Source organism: Pseudoduganella namucuonensis (assembly GCF_900116645.1).
In the GTDB taxonomy this organism is placed as follows: domain Bacteria; phylum Pseudomonadota; class Gammaproteobacteria; order Burkholderiales; family Burkholderiaceae_D; genus Rugamonas; species Rugamonas namucuonensis.
The window spans coordinates 14063-30569 of the sequence record NZ_FPBO01000015.1 but is presented as its reverse complement, the minus strand read 5'-3'; the positions used below and the strand labels follow the sequence as shown (position 1 = coordinate 30569).

17 protein-coding genes are annotated in these 16507 nt (G+C 68.2%); 5 read left to right on the top strand and 12 right to left on the bottom strand.

What is annotated here, in order from left to right; translation table 11 throughout:
- Positions 1-21 precede the first annotated feature (21 nt).
- On the bottom strand, positions 22-276 hold the full coding sequence (locus tag BM436_RS16740; protein WP_093556676.1) for an NHLP-related RiPP peptide: 255 nt from the start codon (positions 274-276) through the stop codon (positions 22-24).
- Between the two features lie 109 nt (positions 277-385).
- Between BM436_RS16740 and BM436_RS16735 the strand changes: the two genes are divergently transcribed.
- Positions 386-1546, top strand: a complete 1161-nt coding sequence (locus tag BM436_RS16735; protein ID WP_093556675.1) for a putative peptide maturation dehydrogenase — start codon at positions 386-388, stop codon at positions 1544-1546.
- 54 nt (positions 1547-1600) lie between these two features.
- Here the strand turns inward: BM436_RS16735 and pyk are convergent, their stop codons facing one another.
- From pyk to gcl, 4 genes are all read right to left on the bottom strand, one after another.
- Entirely contained in the window at positions 1601-3022 is a 1422-nt protein-coding gene (pyk, locus tag BM436_RS16730; protein ID WP_093556674.1) for a pyruvate kinase, read from the bottom strand.
- A 138-nt stretch (positions 3023-3160) separates the two neighbouring features.
- Positions 3161-4048 (bottom strand): 2-hydroxy-3-oxopropionate reductase, encoded by an 888-nt coding sequence (locus BM436_RS16725; RefSeq protein ID WP_093556673.1) that lies wholly within the window; start codon positions 4046-4048, stop codon positions 3161-3163.
- 92 nt (positions 4049-4140) lie between these two features.
- Positions 4141-4920, bottom strand: coding sequence for a hydroxypyruvate isomerase (gene hyi / locus BM436_RS16720; protein WP_093556672.1), 780 nt, complete (start codon positions 4918-4920; stop codon positions 4141-4143).
- Between the two features lie 55 nt (positions 4921-4975).
- A complete protein-coding gene (gcl, locus tag BM436_RS16715) occupies positions 4976-6718 on the bottom strand; it encodes a glyoxylate carboligase (protein WP_093556671.1) in 1743 nt (580 codons plus the stop codon).
- A 128-nt stretch (positions 6719-6846) separates the two neighbouring features.
- Between gcl and BM436_RS16710 the strand changes: the two genes are divergently transcribed.
- Positions 6847-7758, top strand: a complete 912-nt coding sequence (locus BM436_RS16710) for a LysR family transcriptional regulator (protein ID WP_093556670.1) — start codon at positions 6847-6849, stop codon at positions 7756-7758.
- Between the two features lie 99 nt (positions 7759-7857).
- A complete protein-coding gene (locus BM436_RS16705) occupies positions 7858-9762 on the top strand; it encodes a methyl-accepting chemotaxis protein (RefSeq protein ID WP_093556669.1) in 1905 nt (634 codons plus the stop codon).
- 70 nt (positions 9763-9832) lie between these two features.
- On the opposite strand, the gene BM436_RS16700 is transcribed toward BM436_RS16705, so the two are convergent.
- A complete protein-coding gene (locus BM436_RS16700) occupies positions 9833-10345 on the bottom strand; it encodes a Clp protease N-terminal domain-containing protein (protein WP_177307269.1) in 513 nt (170 codons plus the stop codon).
- Positions 10345-10581 (bottom strand): hypothetical protein, encoded by a 237-nt coding sequence (locus tag BM436_RS16695; protein WP_093556667.1) that lies wholly within the window; start codon positions 10579-10581, stop codon positions 10345-10347. Before BM436_RS16695 ends, BM436_RS16700 begins: the two co-directional genes overlap by 1 nt.
- 218 nt (positions 10582-10799) lie before the next feature.
- Here BM436_RS16695 and BM436_RS37105 point away from each other — a divergent pair, with 218 nt between their 5' ends.
- Positions 10800-10937, top strand: a complete 138-nt coding sequence (locus tag BM436_RS37105) for a hypothetical protein (RefSeq protein WP_177307267.1) — start codon at positions 10800-10802, stop codon at positions 10935-10937.
- On the opposite strand, the gene BM436_RS16685 is transcribed toward BM436_RS37105, so the two are convergent.
- From BM436_RS16685 to BM436_RS16665, 5 genes are read right to left on the bottom strand one after another with little or no spacing between them, the layout of a single operon-like run.
- A complete protein-coding gene (locus BM436_RS16685; RefSeq protein WP_093556777.1) occupies positions 10934-11845 on the bottom strand; it encodes a dihydrodipicolinate synthase family protein in 912 nt (303 codons plus the stop codon). The two genes, BM436_RS37105 and BM436_RS16685, sit on opposite strands and share 4 nt — an antisense overlap.
- An 8-nt stretch (positions 11846-11853) precedes the next feature.
- Positions 11854-13149: an NAD(P)/FAD-dependent oxidoreductase gene (locus BM436_RS16680; RefSeq protein WP_093556665.1), complete on the bottom strand. Its 1296-nt coding sequence runs from the start codon at positions 13147-13149 to the stop codon at positions 11854-11856.
- Positions 13146-13412 (bottom strand): 2Fe-2S iron-sulfur cluster-binding protein, encoded by a 267-nt coding sequence (locus tag BM436_RS16675; RefSeq protein WP_093556664.1) that lies wholly within the window; start codon positions 13410-13412, stop codon positions 13146-13148. Before BM436_RS16675 ends, BM436_RS16680 begins: the two co-directional genes overlap by 4 nt.
- Positions 13413-13463: 51 nt before the next feature.
- On the bottom strand, positions 13464-14705 hold the full coding sequence (locus BM436_RS16670; protein ID WP_093556663.1) for an NAD(P)/FAD-dependent oxidoreductase: 1242 nt from the start codon (positions 14703-14705) through the stop codon (positions 13464-13466).
- Entirely contained in the window at positions 14705-15637 is a 933-nt protein-coding gene (locus BM436_RS16665) for a 4-hydroxyproline epimerase (RefSeq protein WP_093556662.1), read from the bottom strand. Before BM436_RS16665 ends, BM436_RS16670 begins: the two co-directional genes overlap by 1 nt.
- A gap of 112 nt (positions 15638-15749) precedes the next feature.
- Between BM436_RS16665 and BM436_RS16660 the strand changes: the two genes are divergently transcribed.
- Positions 15750-16505, top strand: coding sequence for an AraC family transcriptional regulator (locus tag BM436_RS16660; protein WP_093556661.1), 756 nt, complete (start codon positions 15750-15752; stop codon positions 16503-16505).
- Positions 16506-16507: the final 2 nt, after the last annotated feature.

Sequence of the window (16507 nt, the reverse complement as noted above, 5' to 3'; positions counted from 1 at the left end):
GCCGCGGCCGGATGGCGGGGCTTAGAGCTTGCCCGACAGGAAGAACGGCAGCATGCCGACGGTGCCGCCGAGCTTTTGCTTGATGGCGTCGCGGTCGGCCGCGATGCTTTCCTTCGACGGCAGGCTGCGCACGGCCGGCACCTGCGCCGGATCGAGCGTGATGCCGATGCTGCCCAGGGCGCCGACCGGATCGCCCAGCATGCGTTCGCGGAAGGCTTCGTCGGAGGCCAGGTAATCGAGCAGGGTGTCGAGGCTATCGGTGGGTTGCGTGGTCATTTCTGGTATCCCTTAGTGGTTAAACACGTGTGAGCGCGCGACGGCGCGCCGGCCATCCTACGACAGACTTATGCTGTTGCCAAGCAACTTTAATTGAAGCGATACATCCATGAAGATACGACGTTGCGCCGTGTTGTATATCGAACCGCGCGAGGAGCTGGGGATCGACTGGTCGGGCCTGTTCTCGGGCGGCAGCGCCTTGTCGGCCACCATGCGCTGGGTGGCGCTGGCGCCGCATCTGGACCGCGAGGTCGAGGTGGACGCCGCCGACATGGCGGCGCTGGGCGGCCTGGGCCAGACCGTGTGGATCGAACGGGAGGAGGCCGCGCGCCGCTTCGGCGAGGCCAGCGTGGCCCGCCTGCTGGCGTTGGGCCTGCTGGTGGATGACGCGCCGGACGGGGAACCGGTCCGCGCGCGCGACGAGACGCTGCGCGCGCAGCACTGGCGGCCGATGTCGGCGCTGGCCCACGCCTTCGGCCGCTGGGGCGACGTGCGGGTCGAGACCGGCATGCATTTCCCCGATTTCCAGCAGCTGGTGGCGGCCAACGGGCCGCCGCCGCCGCCCACGGTGGAACCGGCGGGGGCGGGACCGGCGCTGGCGTTGCCGCCGGTCGAACGCGCCGGCCTGGACGACACGCTGTTCCGGCGCTACACCGGGCGCAATTTCGACAAGGAGGCCTCGCTGCCGCTGCCGGTCGCGGCGCGGCTGCTGCAGCGCGCGTTCGGCGCGCAGGAGCGGCGCCTGGTGGGGGAGGACGCCCACGTGCTCAAGAAGCTGAGCCCGTCGGCCGGCGGCCTGCATCCGATCGAGGCCTATGTGCTGGCGCAGCGGGTGGACGGGGTGGCGCCCGGGCTGTACCACTACCACCCGGTGGCGCACACGCTGACGCCGCTGACCTTGCTGGACGGCGCCGCGGCGGCCGCGCTGGCGCTGCGCTTCGTCGCCGACCAGCACTGGTTCGCCGACGCGCCGATGCAGGTGGCGATGGTGGCGCGGGTGGCGCGCAACTTTTGGAAGTACCGCAACCACCCCAAGGCCTACAAGGCGGTGACGCTGGACGCGGGCCATTTGTCGCAGACCTTCTACCTGCTGGCCACGGAGGCGGGCATGCCGGCCTTCGTCACGGCCGCCGTCAACGACGTCGACATCGAGCGGGCGCTGGGGCTGGACCCGCTGAGCGACGCCGTGATGGCCGTCTGCGGCTGCGGCCCGGCCGCCGCCGCGCGCGACACCATCGAACTGCGCTACGGCGACCCCGACCCCGTCTGACGCGACGGCCGCCTAATTACCCCAGGGGTAAATAATCACCCCTGGGGTGTTTGGTCACTGCGGCCAGATCTCGGCCAGGCGCAGCAGGTTGGTGGTGCCGGGCTGGCCGAACGGCGTGCCGGCGGCGATGGCGATCTGGTCGCCGGGCTTGACGAATCCCTCGCGCAGCGCGGTGCGGCAGGCCGCAGCCACCATCTCGTCGACGCTGTGCACGTCGGCGCTCACCGTGCTGTGCACGCCCCACGCCAGCGCCAGGCGGCGCGCCACGTCGCGGTTGGGCGTGATGCTGACGATGGGCGCCAGCGGCCGCTCGCGCGCCGTGCGCAGGCTGCTGTGCCCGGACGTGGTGTAGGCCACCGTCGCCACCACGCCGATGATCTTGGTGACGTCGCGCAGCGCGGCGCTGATGGCGTCGCCCTTGTTCGGCAGCGGCGCCTCGCGCTGCGCCTCGATCAGCGCCGGGTACAGCGGGTCGCGCTCGACCTCGCAGATGATGCGGTTCATGATCGACACGGCCTGCACCGGGTACTGGCCGCTGGCCGATTCGGCCGACAGCATCACCGCGTCCGCGCCCTCGTAAATGGCGTTGGCGACGTCGGAGGCCTCGGCGCGCGTCGGCACCGGGGCGCTCACCATCGATTCGAGCATCTGCGTGGCCACCACCACCGGCTTGCCGTGCTTGCGGCACAGGCGCACGATGCGCTTTTGCACGCCGGGCACGCGCTCGGGCGGCAGTTCCACGCCCAGGTCGCCGCGGGCGACCATCACGGCGTCGGACGCCGCGATGATTTCCTCCAGCCGGTCCAGCGCGGCCGGCTTTTCCAGTTTCGACAGCACGCCGGCGCGGCCCTTGACCAGCGCCTGCGCCTCCAGCACGTCCTCCGGGCGCTGCACGAACGACAGCGCGATCCAGTCCACGCCCAGTTCCAGCGCGAAGTCCAGGTCGCGGCGGTCCTTGGCCGTCAGCGCGGGAATCGGCAGCACGGCGTCGGGCACGTTGACGCCCTTGCGGTCCGACAGCACGCCGGCGTTGACCACGCGGGTGCGGATGGTGGTGTCGTCGCTGGCCAGCACGTCCAGGCGCACGCGCCCGTCGTCGAGCAACAGTGATTGCCCGGCGCGCGCCGCCTCGAACAGCTCGGGGTGGGGCAGGCAGACGCGCCGCGCGTCGCCCGGCGCGGGGTCGCGGTCCAGCGTGAATTCGGCGCCGGCGTCCAGCGCGACGCTGCCGCCGGCGAACTGGCCGATGCGCAGTTTCGGGCCCTGCAGGTCGGCCAGGATGGCGATCGGGCGGCCCAGGTCTTGTTCGATGGCGCGCACGATGTCGTGGCGGGCCTTGTGGTCGGCGTGGCTGCCGTGGCTGAAGTTGAAGCGGAACACGTCGGCGCCCGCTTCGAACAGGGCCTGGATGGTGTTGCGGTCGGAGCTGGCGGGGCCCAGCGTGGCTACTATTTTGGCTTTACGTTCGCGGCGCATTTGGATCTTTGGTGGTATCGATTAAAACCAGAGGCAAAGGCCGGGGTCAGACCCCAATGGGGTCTGACCCCGGATTTTTGCCGTTGGTTTGGGCAAAAAAAAGCGCCCCGGAGGCCGGGGCGCGTCGCTCGGGCTGGATCAGCCTTGCGCGATTTTGTGGTTGGACATCAGCTCGATCGCCTGGCACAGCGCGGAGTGGTCCAGACCGGCCAGGCCGTTGGCGGCGCAGGCGTTCATCAGTTCCTGGGTGGCCGCGGTGTTCGGCAGCGACACGCCCAGCGCCTTGGCGCCTTGCAGAGCCAGGTTCAGGTCCTTCTGGTGCAGCTGGATGCGGAAGCCCGGGTTGAACGAACGCTTGACCATGCGCTCGCCGTGCACCTCCAGGATGCGCGAGGAGGCGAAGCCGCCCATCAGCGCCTCGCGCACCTTGGCCGGGTCGGCGCCGGCCTTCGACGCGAACAGCAGCGCCTCGGCCACCGCCTGGATGTTCAGCGCGACGATGATCTGGTTGGCCACCTTGGTGGTCTGGCCGTCGCCGTTGCCGCCGACCAGGGTGATGTTCTTGCCCATCAGGTCGAACAGCGGCTTGACGGTGTCGAACGCCTCGGTCGGGCCGCCGACCATGATGGTCAAGGAGGCGGCCTTGGCGCCCACTTCGCCGCCGGACACGGGGGCGTCCAGGTAGGCGCAGTTCTTCTTGTTGATCTTCTTCGCGAATTCCTTGGTGGCGATCGGCGAGATCGAGCTCATGTCGACCACGATCTTGCCGGCGGTCAGGCCGGCGGCCACGCCGTCCTCGGCGAACAGCGCCTCCTCGACGTGCGGGGTGTCCGGCACCATCAGGAAGACGATGTCGGCGCGCTTGGCCACTTCGGCGCCCGAGGTGCAGACGGTGGCGCCGCCCTCGACCAGGTTGGCCGGCGGGTTTTTGATGTCGTGCAGGTACAGCTTGTGGCCGCCGGCTTGCAGGTGGCCCGCCATTGGCGCGCCCATGATGCCCAGACCGATGAATCCCAGTTTTGCCATGATAATTTCTCCTAGTGTTTATTAATTAGAACCAGAGGCGGAATCTGGGGTCAGACCCCATGGGGTCTGACCCCGGCCTTTCGGCGTTGGTTTTAGTTCGCCAATGCCTGGCGCCAGCCCAGGCCGTCCACGGTGCCGTTCTTCGGCTTGTATTCGCAGCCCACCCAGCCGTCGTAGCCGATCTCGTCCAGGAAGTTCAGCAGGAAGCGGTAGTTGATCTCGCCCGTGCCCGGCTCGAAGCGGCCCGGGTTGTCGGCCAGCTGGATGTGCTTGATGACGGACTGGTTGGCCTTGATGGTGTTGGCCAGTTCGCCCTCCATGCGCTGCATGTGGTAGATGTCGTATTGCAGGAATAGGTTGTCCGAACCGACCGCCTCGATCAGTTCCAGCCCCTGGCGGGTGCCCGACAGGAAGAAGCCGGGGATGTCGAAGGTGTTGATCGGTTCGATCAGCAGCGGAACGCCGGCGGCCTTCAATTCCCTGGCGGCGAACTTCAGGTTCCGCACCAGCGTGGCCTGCGCCTTGGCGCGTTCCACGTTGGCCGGCGGGATGCCGACCAGGCAGTTGACGCGCTGCGTCTTCAAGACCTTGGCGTAGCGGATGGCCTGCTCCACGCCCGCCTCGAACTCGGCGACGCGGTCCGGCAGGCACGCGATGCCGCGCTCGCCGCCCGCCCAGTGGCCGGCCGGCAGGTTGTGCAGCACCATCTCCAGCTGGAACTGGTGCAGCTTCTCGGCCAGTTGCTCCGGCTCGAAGTCGTAGGGGAACAGGAACTCGACCCCCTTGAAGCCGGCGCGCGAGGCGGCGCTGAAGCGGTCCAGGAAATGCAGTTCATTGAACAGCATGGTCAGGTTGGCGGCGAATTTTGGCATGTCTTCTTCCTTTAGGTTGCTGCGCGGGGGAGGTCGGCTCCCCCGTTCCGGCTTGTTACTGAACGTCCAGGATGTCGTTGAACTCGTTGATCGCGTTGATCTCGGTGCCCATCGCGATGTTGGTCACGCGCTCCAGGATGATCTCGACCACCACCGGCACGCTGAATTGCGCCATCAGTTCGCGGGCCTTCTCGAAGGCGGGGATGATCTCGTCCGGGGTGTGCACGCGGATCGCCTTGCAACCCAGGCCCTGCACGACCGCCACGTGGTCCACGCCGTAGCCGTTCAGTTCCGGCGCGTTGACGTTCTCGAACGCCAGTTGCACGCAGTAGTCCATGTCGAAGCCGCGTTGCGACTGGCGGATCAGGCCCAGGTAGCTGTTGTTGACCAGCACGTGGATGTACGGCAGCTTGAACTGCGCGCCCACGGCCAGTTCCTCGATCAGGAACTGGAAGTCGTAGTCGCCCGAGATCGCGACGATGTCGGTGGTCGGGTCGGAGGCCCGCACACCCAGCGCGGCGGGGATGGTCCAGCCCAGCGGGCCGGCCTGGCCGCAGTTGATCCAGTTGCGCGGCTCGTACACGTGCAGGAACTGGGCGGCGGCGATCTGCGACAGGCCGATGGCCGACACGTAGCGGGTGTTGCGGCCGAAGTACTTGTTCATTTCCTCGTACACGCGCAGCGGCTTGACCGGGACGTTGTCGTAGTCGGTCTTGCGCAGCATGGTGCGCTTGCGTTCCTGGCACTGGTGGACCCAGCCGGTGCGGTCCTTCAGCTTGCCGGCGGCCTTCCATTCCTTGGCCACTTCGACCAGCAATTCCAGCGCGTGGCCGGCGTCGGACACGATGCCCAGGTCCGGACCGAACACGCGGCCGATCTGGGTCGGTTCGATGTCGATGTGGACGAAGGAGCGGTCCTGGGTGAACACGTCCACGGAACCGGTGTGGCGGTTGGCCCAGCGGTTGCCGATGCCGATCATGAAGTCGGAGGCCAGCACGGTGGCGTTGCCGTAGCGGTGGCTGGTCTGCAGACCGGCCATGCCGGCCATCAGCGCGTGGTCGTCGGGGATGGTGCCCCAGCCCATCAGGGTCGGGATGACCGGCACGTTGACGATCTCGGCGAATTCGACCAGCAGCTTGGACGCGTTGGCGTTGATGATGCCGCCGCCGGCGGTGATCAAGGGCTTGTCGGCGTCGTTCAGCATGCCCAGCGCCTTTTCGATCTGGGCGCGGGTGGCGCGCGGCTTGTACACCTCCATCGGCTCGTACGTTTCCGGATCGAACTCGATGGTGGCCATCATGACGTCGAACGGCAGGTCGATCAGCACCGGGCCCGGACGGCCGGAGCGCATCAGGTGGAACGCTTGCTGGAAGGCGCGCGGCACCTGCGCCGGCTCCAGCACGGTGGTGGCCCACTTGGTGACCGGCTTGGCGATCGAGGCGATGTCGACGGCCTGGAAGTCTTCCTTGTGCATGCGGGCACGCGGCGCCTGGCCGGTGATGCACAGGATGGGGATCGAGTCGGCCTGGGCCGAGTACAGGCCGGTGATCATGTCGGTGCCGGCGGGGCCGGAGGTGCCGATGCACACGCCGATGTTGCCGGGCGCGGCGCGGGTGTATCCTTCAGCCATGTGGGAGGCGCCCTCGACGTGGCGGCCCAGGATGTGCTTGATGCCGCCGTTCTTTTTGAGGGCCGCGTACAGCGGGTTGATCGCCGCGCCGGGCACGCCGAAGGCGATGTCGATCCCCTCTTTTTTCAGTACGTGGACAGCTGCTTCAGCTGCGGTCATCTTTGCCATGTCGTTCTCCTGATGTGTATGGTGTGAAACCCGTTGTTGATGTTTTGTATGCTATCCGCGTTGGGCTTCCGTGATAAGACGACAAAATATCGGTTTATTCGATACTCCAGGTATGGAATAATGATTCCATGGATAAATTCAAACAAATCGAGGCCTTCGTGGCCGTGGTCGAGAAGGGGTCGCTGGCGGGCGCGGCGCTGGTGCAGAACATCACGCCGGTGATGCTGGGGCGGCGCATCGACGCGCTGGAGAAGCGGCTGGGCGTGAAGCTGATGCACCGCACCACGCGCCACCTGACGTTGACCGAGCAGGGCAACGTGTTCCTGGACGATTGCCGCAAGCTGCTGGCCGATTTCGACGTGGCCGAGCGCAACATCTCGGCCGGGCGGCACACGGCCACCGGCCACCTGATCGTGTCGGCGCCGGCCTCGTTCGGGCGCCAGCACGTGGCGCCGCACGCGCCGGCCTTCCTGGCCGCCAACCCGGACGTGCAGATCTCCTTCAACCTGACCGACCAGGTGATCGACCTGGTGCGCCAGGGCTACGACCTGGGCATCCGCATCGGCGGCGTGATCGACCCCAGCTTCGTCGCCGTCAAGCTGGCCAGGAACCGCCGCGTGGTGTGCGGCACGCCGGACTATTTCGACCGGTACGGCATCCCCCGCACCCTGGAGGACCTGGAACACCACAATTGCCTGGCCTTCAACCTGCAGGGCGGCCAGCAACGCGGCTGGTATTTTCAACAGGGCGGCAAACCCGTCACGGTTAAGGTACAAGGTAACCTGGACTGCAACGACGGCGAGTTGCTGCACCGCTGGGCGTGCGAGGGCCTGGGGCTGGCTTGGCGCTCGACGTGGGAGATCCAGTCGCAGCTGGCCGAGGGCAGCCTGATCACCGTGCTGGACGATTTCGCGCTGCCGGACTACGACATCATGGCGGTCTATCTACAACAAAGACACCTGCCTGCCAAGATACGTTTCTTTATAGATGAGTTAAAGCGGGTATACGCGCAACCGGGGTATTGGACGCGCAACAGATAGCGGAAAATGGTTGGGACAGCGCAACTTGCTGGGTACACTGAAAAACAAAGGGCGCCGCGCACGCACGCGGCGCTCCACTCATACTCCGGGAGATTCGTTATGGCCATGTGGCGCCGTCTATCCATCAAAAACAAGCTGATGCTCAGCATGGGCTTGTGCCTGCTGCTGTTCATGCTGATCTCCTCCACGCTGACCGTGTACATGGGCAGCGAGAACACCCGCCGGCGCGTGGTCGACCAGGAACTGCCGGCGCAGATCGGCGAGATCCGCAACGACATCCTGCGCCAGATCGGCCAGCCGCTGTCGGTGTCGCAGACCCTGGCCAACAACACCTTCCTGCACGACTGGGAGGAGGCGGGCGTGCCGGACGAGGGCGCGGCCGCGTGGCAGAAATACGCCAGGCAACTCAAGGCCAAGAACTCGGCCGCCACCGTGTTCTGGGTCTCGCACGACACCGGCAAATACTTCACCGACGCCGGCTACGACCGCACGCTGTCCAAGGACAAGGCCAGCGACCAGTGGTTCTACGGCTTCCTGGCCGGCGGCGCGCCCTACACGCTGGACATCGACAAGGACGTCAGCGCCGACACCTACATGATGTTCATTAACACCCGCGTGCAGACGGCCGGCGGCAAGCTGGCCGTGGCCGGCCTGGGCCTGGGCGTGAACGCGCTGGCGCAATCGATCCGCTCCTACAAGCTGGGCGAGTCCGGCCACGTGTACCTGGTGCGGCCGAACGGCGCCTTCCTGATCCACCGCAACCCGGCGCTGGTGGACGGCAAGCACTTCCTGAAGGACCTGCCGGGCTTCTCGGCGGACATCTCGAAGACGCTGCTGGGCGGCCAGAAATTCGCCTCGGCCACCTACAAGGGCGAGCGGGGCGCGCAGTTCGTCGCCTCGTCCTTCGTGCCGGAGCTGAACCTGTACGTGGTGGCCGAGGTGCCGGAGGCCGAGGTGCTGGGCAATATCGCGCGCTCGGCCACCATCTCGGCGCTGGTGGCCGCGCTGATCGGCGGCGGCATCGGCATGGCCGCCATCTTCCTGATCGCGCGCGCGATCGCCGCGCCAGTGGTGCACGCGGCCGAGATGCTGGGCGACATCGCCAGCGGCGACGGCGACTTGAGCCGCCGCATGGAGGTGGAGTCGGACGACGAGATCGGCGCGCTGGCCACCGCCTTCAACCGCTTCGTCTCCTCGCTCAACAGCACCATCTGCAAGGTGCGCGACAGCACCAACCTGATCGCCAACGCGTCCACCGAGATCGCCACCGGCAACTTCGACCTGTCGGCCCGCACCGAGCACCAGGCCTCCAACCTGGAGGAGACGGCGGCGGCGATGGAGCAGCTGACCTCCACCGTCAAGCAGAACGCGGCCAACGCGGAGGAGGCCAACAAGCTGGTGGGCGCCACCACGGCGGCCGCGGTCAAGGGCGGCACGGTGGTCACGCAGGTGGTGGAGATGATGGGCGAGATCACGGAAAGCTCGCGCAAGATGTCGGACATCATCGGCGTCATCGACGGCATCGCCTTCCAGACCAACATCCTGGCGCTGAACGCGGCGGTGGAGGCGGCGCGCGCCGGGGAGCAGGGCAGGGGCTTCGCGGTGGTGGCCTCCGAGGTGCGCAACCTGGCGCAGCGCTCGGCGGCGGCGGCCAAGGAGATCAAGGAACTGATTGTCAATTCGGTCGGCAAGGTGGAGGCGGGCGGCAAGCTGGCCGACACCGCCGGCGCGGCGATGACGGAGATTGTGGCCTCGGTGCAGCACGTGGCGACCTTGATGGTGGAGATCACCTCCGCCAGCCACGAGCAGAGCGACGGCATCGGGCAGGTCAACCAGTCCATCATCCAGATGGACGACGCCACGCAGCAGAACGCCGCGCTGGTGGAGCAGGCCGCCGCCGCGGCCGCGTCGCTGCAGGAGCAGGCGGCCACGCTGGAGCAGGTGGTGGCCGTGTTCAAGCTGGACGAGAGCGCGGCGCCCGGCACCGCGCTGGCCCTGCGCTGATTCGATAGCCTCGGTAGGGCGGAGTAGCTCGAAGAGCTATTCCGCCGGATGCGTGCAAGCCCGCCCGCGTTTACGAAGCCATCATCGCCAGCTCGGCCTCGGCCGCTCGCGCGACGGCCTGGCAGTCCACCCCCATCGTCTTCAAGGCCCGCGCCGCCACGCTGTGCGGCATGCGGGCGATGGCCAGCAGCACGTGCGCGCCGCACAAAGGCGTGGCCTTGGTGGCCTTGCGCAAATCCGGCAGCGCCCGCATCAAGGCCTGTCCCGAGGGCTGGGCGTTGAACAGCGCCTTCTTGTCCGAAACGGGGGGCGGCGCCTCGCCGGCCAGCCCGGCGTCCAATCCCATCTTCTCCAGCGTTGACGCATATTGTTCCGAGATCGCAGCGCGGAAGCCTTCGGGATCGGCGCCGACCCGTTGCAGCGCACGGCGCGCCGATCCCTCTTCCAGCGACAGCGCCGACAGCAGGTAGTGCTCGGCCCCTGGCAACTGTTCGCCGCCCAAGTGCGCCTGCCGTTCCGCCTCGGTGTTGAGCGCGGCCACGGTGCGGATATCCTGCCAATACAGTTTGAAGCGATTGAACATCAGTCCTCCCCCATGCCGGTTGAATGGCCGGCCGCGATGGCGCCGGCGTGCTTTTTGTGGGCCGCCTGGCGGGTGACGCCGAGCGCCTCCGCCACTTGCGCCCAAGTCCATCCCTGCGCGATCGCGTCGCGCACGGCCCTGCGCTCCAGCCGGTCCGCGACCATGCGCAAGGCCACCACGGCGGCCAGCGCCTCGCCCGGTTCGTCCGGCAGCGTTAATGTCTTGATATCACCCATGCGTCAACTTTAGTTGACGGATTTGGATTTGTCAACCGAAGTTGACGGGGCGGGGCGTAGAGGTGGATGTACTGCTTGCGCACCCCATGCGGGAGAACGTCCTGAAATCGGTCCTGAAACGCCCTGAATTGAACTGAATTTCCCTGAAAAGGTCCAACCCTATGTGCGGTTTCAGTATTTTTCAGGACTTTTCAGGTCATTTCAGTGGAGGTTTCAGTATGTTTTCCCACACAGGCCTCGTGGTGCACCTGCCGCCCGAGGCGGCAAAGCACTCCATCGCGATGGAGAACGCCACGGCTTGGCCATACGAGGAACGCCGGCCGCTAAAGGTCTACGCCGGCGACATACCGTTTTAGAACAGGCGGCCGAGGCCCGGCCGGGTCGCCATGGCCTGACGGACGATTGCGACGATTTTCTCGCGCTCGGCGCCCACCAGCGGCTGACGCGGGCGGCGCACGTTTTCGTTACCGACGCCGACCAGCGCCTCCACCAGCTTCAGGTTCTGTACCAGCTTGGTCGACACGTCCAGGTGCAGCAGAGGCATGAACCACTGGTACAGCTTCAGGGCCTCGTCATAGCGCTTGGCCTTCATCAGCTTGTACAGCGCCACCGTCTCGGCCGGGAAGGCCACCACCAATCCGGCCAGCAGGCCGTCCGCGCCCACCGCCAGGCCCTCGAACGACAGGTCGTCCACGCCCATGAACAGCTGGTAACGGTCGCCCACCGCGTTGCGCAGGTCGGTGATGCGGCGGATGTTGTCGGTCGATTCCTTGATCGCCACCAGTTCCTCGCAGTCCGCCAGTTCCTGGAAGTCCTCCGGCGTCAGGTCCACCTTGTAGGTGACGGGATTGTTGTACACCATGATCGGCAGCTTCGCGGCGGCGGCGATGGTGCGCAGGTTGTCCTTGGCCTCGCGCGCGTCCGCCGCGTACAGCACGGAGGGCATCACCATGAAGCCCTGCACGCCCAGGTCGCGCGCCTGCTGCACGTAGCGGATGGCGTTGGCGGTGCGGGTTTCGCTGACGTTGGCCAGCACCGGCACGCGGCCGTTGGCGACCTTCACGGCCAGCTTCGCTACTTCCAGTTTTTCCTCCAGCGACAAGGTGCTGGCCTCGCCCAGCGAACCGCAAGTGACCATGCCGTGCACGCCGTTCTGGATCTGGAACTCGAAATGCTTCTCCATTTCGGCGTGGTCCAGTTCCTCGTTGGCGTGGAACTTGGTGGTCACTGCCGGGAATATGCCCTGCCATTTTGCTGCGCTTATTGTTGTGCTCATGCTGTTCTCCTTGGGTTATGAGTGATGATGCTGTCGACGCGCGCCGGGGATAACGGCACGCGTACCGATTCGGGCCGCCATCCGTACAGGATATCGGTGGCGCCGCCGCAGACGCGGCCCTGGCAAGGGCCCATGCCGCAGCGGGTGTGGAGCTTGGCGCTGCGCCAGCTGTCGTGCCGACGCAGTTCGCCATGGCTGACGTCTTCGCAGCGGCAGACGATGGTGTCGTCGTCGGCCAGCGCGCGGATGGCGGGATCGAGGGCGAAGGCCTTGGCGAGGCGGCCCGCGAAAGCCTGCCACTTGGCCCGTTCGGCGAAGTGCCGCTCGGCCAGGTCCATGCGGCCGGCGGCCGCCAGTCCGGCGACGCGGCCCTCGGCCAGCGCCTTGTCCACGCCGCCCACGCCGGTGCCCTCGCCGGCGCAGTACACGCCGGGAATACTGGTCTGCTGCCAGGCGTCGGCTTGCACGGCAAGGGCATGCCCCCCGCCGTGCGGCGTATGCGCCGCGCTCGTGGCGCAGCCCAAAGCCAGGGCCAGTTCCGGATTGGGAACCAGCCCGTAGCCGCATGAGAGGTAATCGCAGGCGATCGTTACGCTGCCGGAGCCGCCTTGTACTTCCACTTCCCGCAAGGCGCCGGCGCCACGCGCGAGGCGCACGTGGCTGTCGCTGTGATAGGGGATGCCGCGCAGGCGCCGCCGCAATCGCAGCGCCTGCGCTATTTTCGATGGTGTCGCCAGCAGGCCGGCCGCGAAGCGCGCCAGGCTGGCGTTGTCGGCCTGCTCGACGATGGCCGCCACCCGCGCGCCGCGCTCCACCAGCGTGGCCGCGACGGCCAGCAGCAGCGGACCGGAGCCGGCCACCACCACGCGCTTGCCCGTCACCGGATAGCCTCCCTTGGCCAGCGCCTGCAGCCCGCCCGCGCCGGTCACGCCGGGCAAGGTCCAGCCGGGGAAGGGCAGCAGCAATTCGCGCGCGCCGGTGGCGATCACCAGGCGCTGGTAGCGCAATGTCAGGGCCGAGGAGGGCGTCTGCACCGCCAGCGCGCCGGGACCGGACGGATACAGCACGCGTGCCTGGTGCATGAAGCTGACGTTGCGGGCCGCCCGCAGGTCTTCCCACAGCCGGCGCGCGCGCCGGTCTTGCTGGTGTTGCGCGCCGCCGCGCCAGATCTGGCCGCCCGCCTGCGGATTGTCGTCCACCACGCCGACGATGGCGCCCTGCGCGGCGGCGGCGTGCGCGGCGGCCAGGCCGGCCGGGCCGGCGCCGATGACGAGGATGTCGAACATGCTCATGGCGCGCCTTCCGACAGCGCGGTGCGCACATCCATACCCGGCGCGCACGGCGTCTGGCACGAAAGCTGGTGCGCCACGCCATCGATGGTCACGCGGCACTCCTGGCACACGCCCATGCCGCACACCGGCCCGCGCAGCGCGCCGCCGACCGAGCGGCGCGTGATCGCCGCCGGCATCGCCATCGCGATCGCCGCCGCCACGATGGTGCCGGGAGGGACCTTGATGCCCTGGCCGTCGATGGTGAGTTGGATGGTGTCGATCATAATAAGTAGCGTTTGGCGATGCGCATAAAAAACCAACGGCGGATGCCAGGGTCAGTCCCGCTGGGACTGACCCCAGGGTTCGCAATTGGGTTGAAGTGTCGCGAAGCGTTCCGGCAAATACGGTTGCGCCGGTATGGCCGCGTCCCCGCCCGCGATCCGCGCCGCCAGCAGCTGCGCCGTCGCCAGCGAGGTCGTGATGCCCAGGCCCTCGTGCCCGGTGGCCAGCCACACCCCCGGCCGGCCCGGATGCTCGCCTATCAGCGGCAGCCCGTCCGGGCTGGCCGCGCGCAAACCCGTCCAGCAGCGCAGCACGTTCAGCCCCCTCAGCGCCGGCGTGAACCCCACTGCGTGGCGCAGCATGCGCGCCATCATGTCCGGCTCCACCGCCGGGTCCGTGGCGCCGAACTGGCGCGACGACCCGATCAAAATCTGTCCCGTGGGACGCGGCTGCAGATTGAACGCCACCGAATCGCCGCTGGCCGCGTGGGCGCTCTTGATATAGCCCAGCTCCACCAGCTGGTGCCGGATGAATCCGGGATAGCGGTCGGTGATGGCCACGTGCCCCTTCTTCGGCTGCACCGGCAATTCCGGCAGCAGCTGCGACGAACGCGACCCGGCCGCCACCACCACGGCGCCCGCCCGCAACCGCGTGCCATCGGCCAGCAGCACGCCGCCATCCTCGATGGCGCGCACGCAGCCCGCCACCAGCCGCGCGCCGCGGGCGAGCGCCCGGTCCAGCAGGATGCGCGCGCTTTTGGGCGGATACACCAGCCCGTCGCCGGCCACCAGCAGGCCGCCGGCCAGGCCGGGCCGCAATTGCGGCTCCAGCGCGTACAGCGCGGCCGCGTCGAGCATGCGGCACTCCAGGCCGTGCGCCGCCATGGTGGCCGCCTTCAGCCGCGCCGCGTCCAGTTCCTCGTCGTCCGCCGCCACCCAGATCGTGCCGCAGCGGCTGTACTCGTGCCGCGCCGGCTGGTCGGCCACGAACTCGCGCCACAGTTCCAGCGAGTAGGAGGACAGCGCCAGCTCGGCCGGGTTGTCGTCCATGACCACCAGGTGCCCCATGCCCGCCGCCGTCGCGCCCGAGCCGACCACCTCCTGTTCGATGACGGTGACCCGCAGCCCGCGCGCGGCCAGCGCGTCCGCGCACGCCGCGCCGACGATGCCCGCGCCGACCACCAGCACGTCGGCCGATCCACCCGCGGCGGCGGTGGATACGCCGCCAAGGCCCGGGGCGGCGGCCGCCTCGGGCGCCGCGCCCGTCGAATCGCTGGGCGTCCCGGCGCTGGCCATCAGCGTATGCCCCACACCAGTGGATCGCTGGGATCGAGTATCAGCGTGGCCTGCGCGTTCACCCACGCCTGGCCGCGTATGTTGGGAATGAGCTTGTCGCCATCGCGCCGGTAGGACCCCTCGAACACGCTGCCGACGATGCTCTCCTGACGCCACAGCGCGCCCTCGGCCAGCTTGCCGTCCGCCGCCAGGCAGGCCAGCTTGGCGCTGGTGCCGGTGCCGCAGGGCGAGCGGTCGTAGGCGTTGCCGGGGCAGAGCACGAAGTTGCGGCTGTCCGCGCCGTTGCGCGAAGGCCCGAACAACTCGATATGGTCGATCTCCGCGCCGTCCTCGCCCGTCACCCCGGCCGCCGCCAACGCCTGCTTGACTTGGCCGCAGAAGGCCGTCAGCTCGCCCGCGCGCGCCACCTCCAGCTCCAGGCCGTGGTCCGCCACCAGGAAGAACCAGTTGCCGCCCCAGGCCACGTCGCCCGTCACCGGACCATGGCCGGGCACTTGCACCACCACGTCGCGCAGCGCGCGGTGGGCCGGCACGTTCTCCACGGTGACACTGCCGTCCGCGTGCAGCTCCGCCTCCACCACGCCCACCGGCGTGTCGATGCGATGACGCCCGGCGCCGACACGGCCCATGAACGCCAGCGACGCCACCAGCCCGATGGTGCCGTGCCCGCACATGCCGAGGTAGCCGACGTTGTTGAAGAAGATGACGCCGGCGGCACAATCGGGCGCGTGCGGCGCGCACAGCAGCGCGCCCACCAGCACGTCCGAGCCGCGCGGCTCGCACACCACCGCCGAGCGGAAGCGGTCGTGTTCGTCGCGCAGGCGCTCCAGGCGCTCGCGCAGCGGTCCGGCGCCCAGTTCCGGGCCGCCGCCGGTCACCAGGCGGGTCGGTTCGCCGCCGGTGTGGCTATCGATGATGGAGATCGTTTTCATGAGGGCAATCATAGGCCGATCGCCCCCGGCCGTCTTGCATCGGCTGCGCACCGGGGATGACGAAATCGGCACAACGGCCGGCCCCCCGCCCGGGCTGTGCGAGAATGCGCCCATGGACAAGACCAAACTGGAAATGGCCGGCGCGCGCGCCGCCCTGGGCGAGGGCATCGCCGACGTGTTCTTCGCCGAGCCGCTGTTCGACGCGCTGCCGGACGTGGTGTTCTTCGTGAAGGACGCGGGCGGCCGCTACGTGGTGGTCAACCGGACCCTGGTCAAGCGCTGTGGATTGAAGCACAAGGACGCGCTGCTGGGACGCACCTCGGCCGAGGTGTTCGCGCGGCCCTACGGCCAGAACTACCTGGCGCAGGACCAGGCGGTGCTGGCGGGGGCGGGGGAGATAGAGGACCAGCTGGAACTGCATCTGTACCCGAACCGCGACCCGGGCTGGTGCCTGACGCGCAAGACGGCGCTGCGCGACGCGTCCGGCGCCATCGTCGGCCTGGCCGGCGTGTCGCGCGACCTGGCCATGGAGGACAGGAAGAACGCGAGCTACCAGAAGGTGGCCGCCGCGGTGCGCATGATCCACGAGCGCTACGACCAGCCCTTGCCGCTGCCGGAGCTGGCGCGCACCGCCAGCATGTCGGTGGCGCAGCTGGAGCGCTACTTCCTGCGCATCTACCAGCTCACGCCGCGCCAGCTCATCATCAAGACCCGGCTGGACGCCGCCTCGCGCATGCTGGCCGGACCGGCCAGCGTGGCCGAGATCGCGCTGGCCTGCGGCTACGGCGACCACAGCGCCTTCACCCGCCAGTTCCGCGCCACGGTCGGCGTCACGCCCACCCAGTACCGCCAGATGCTGGGCCGTTAATA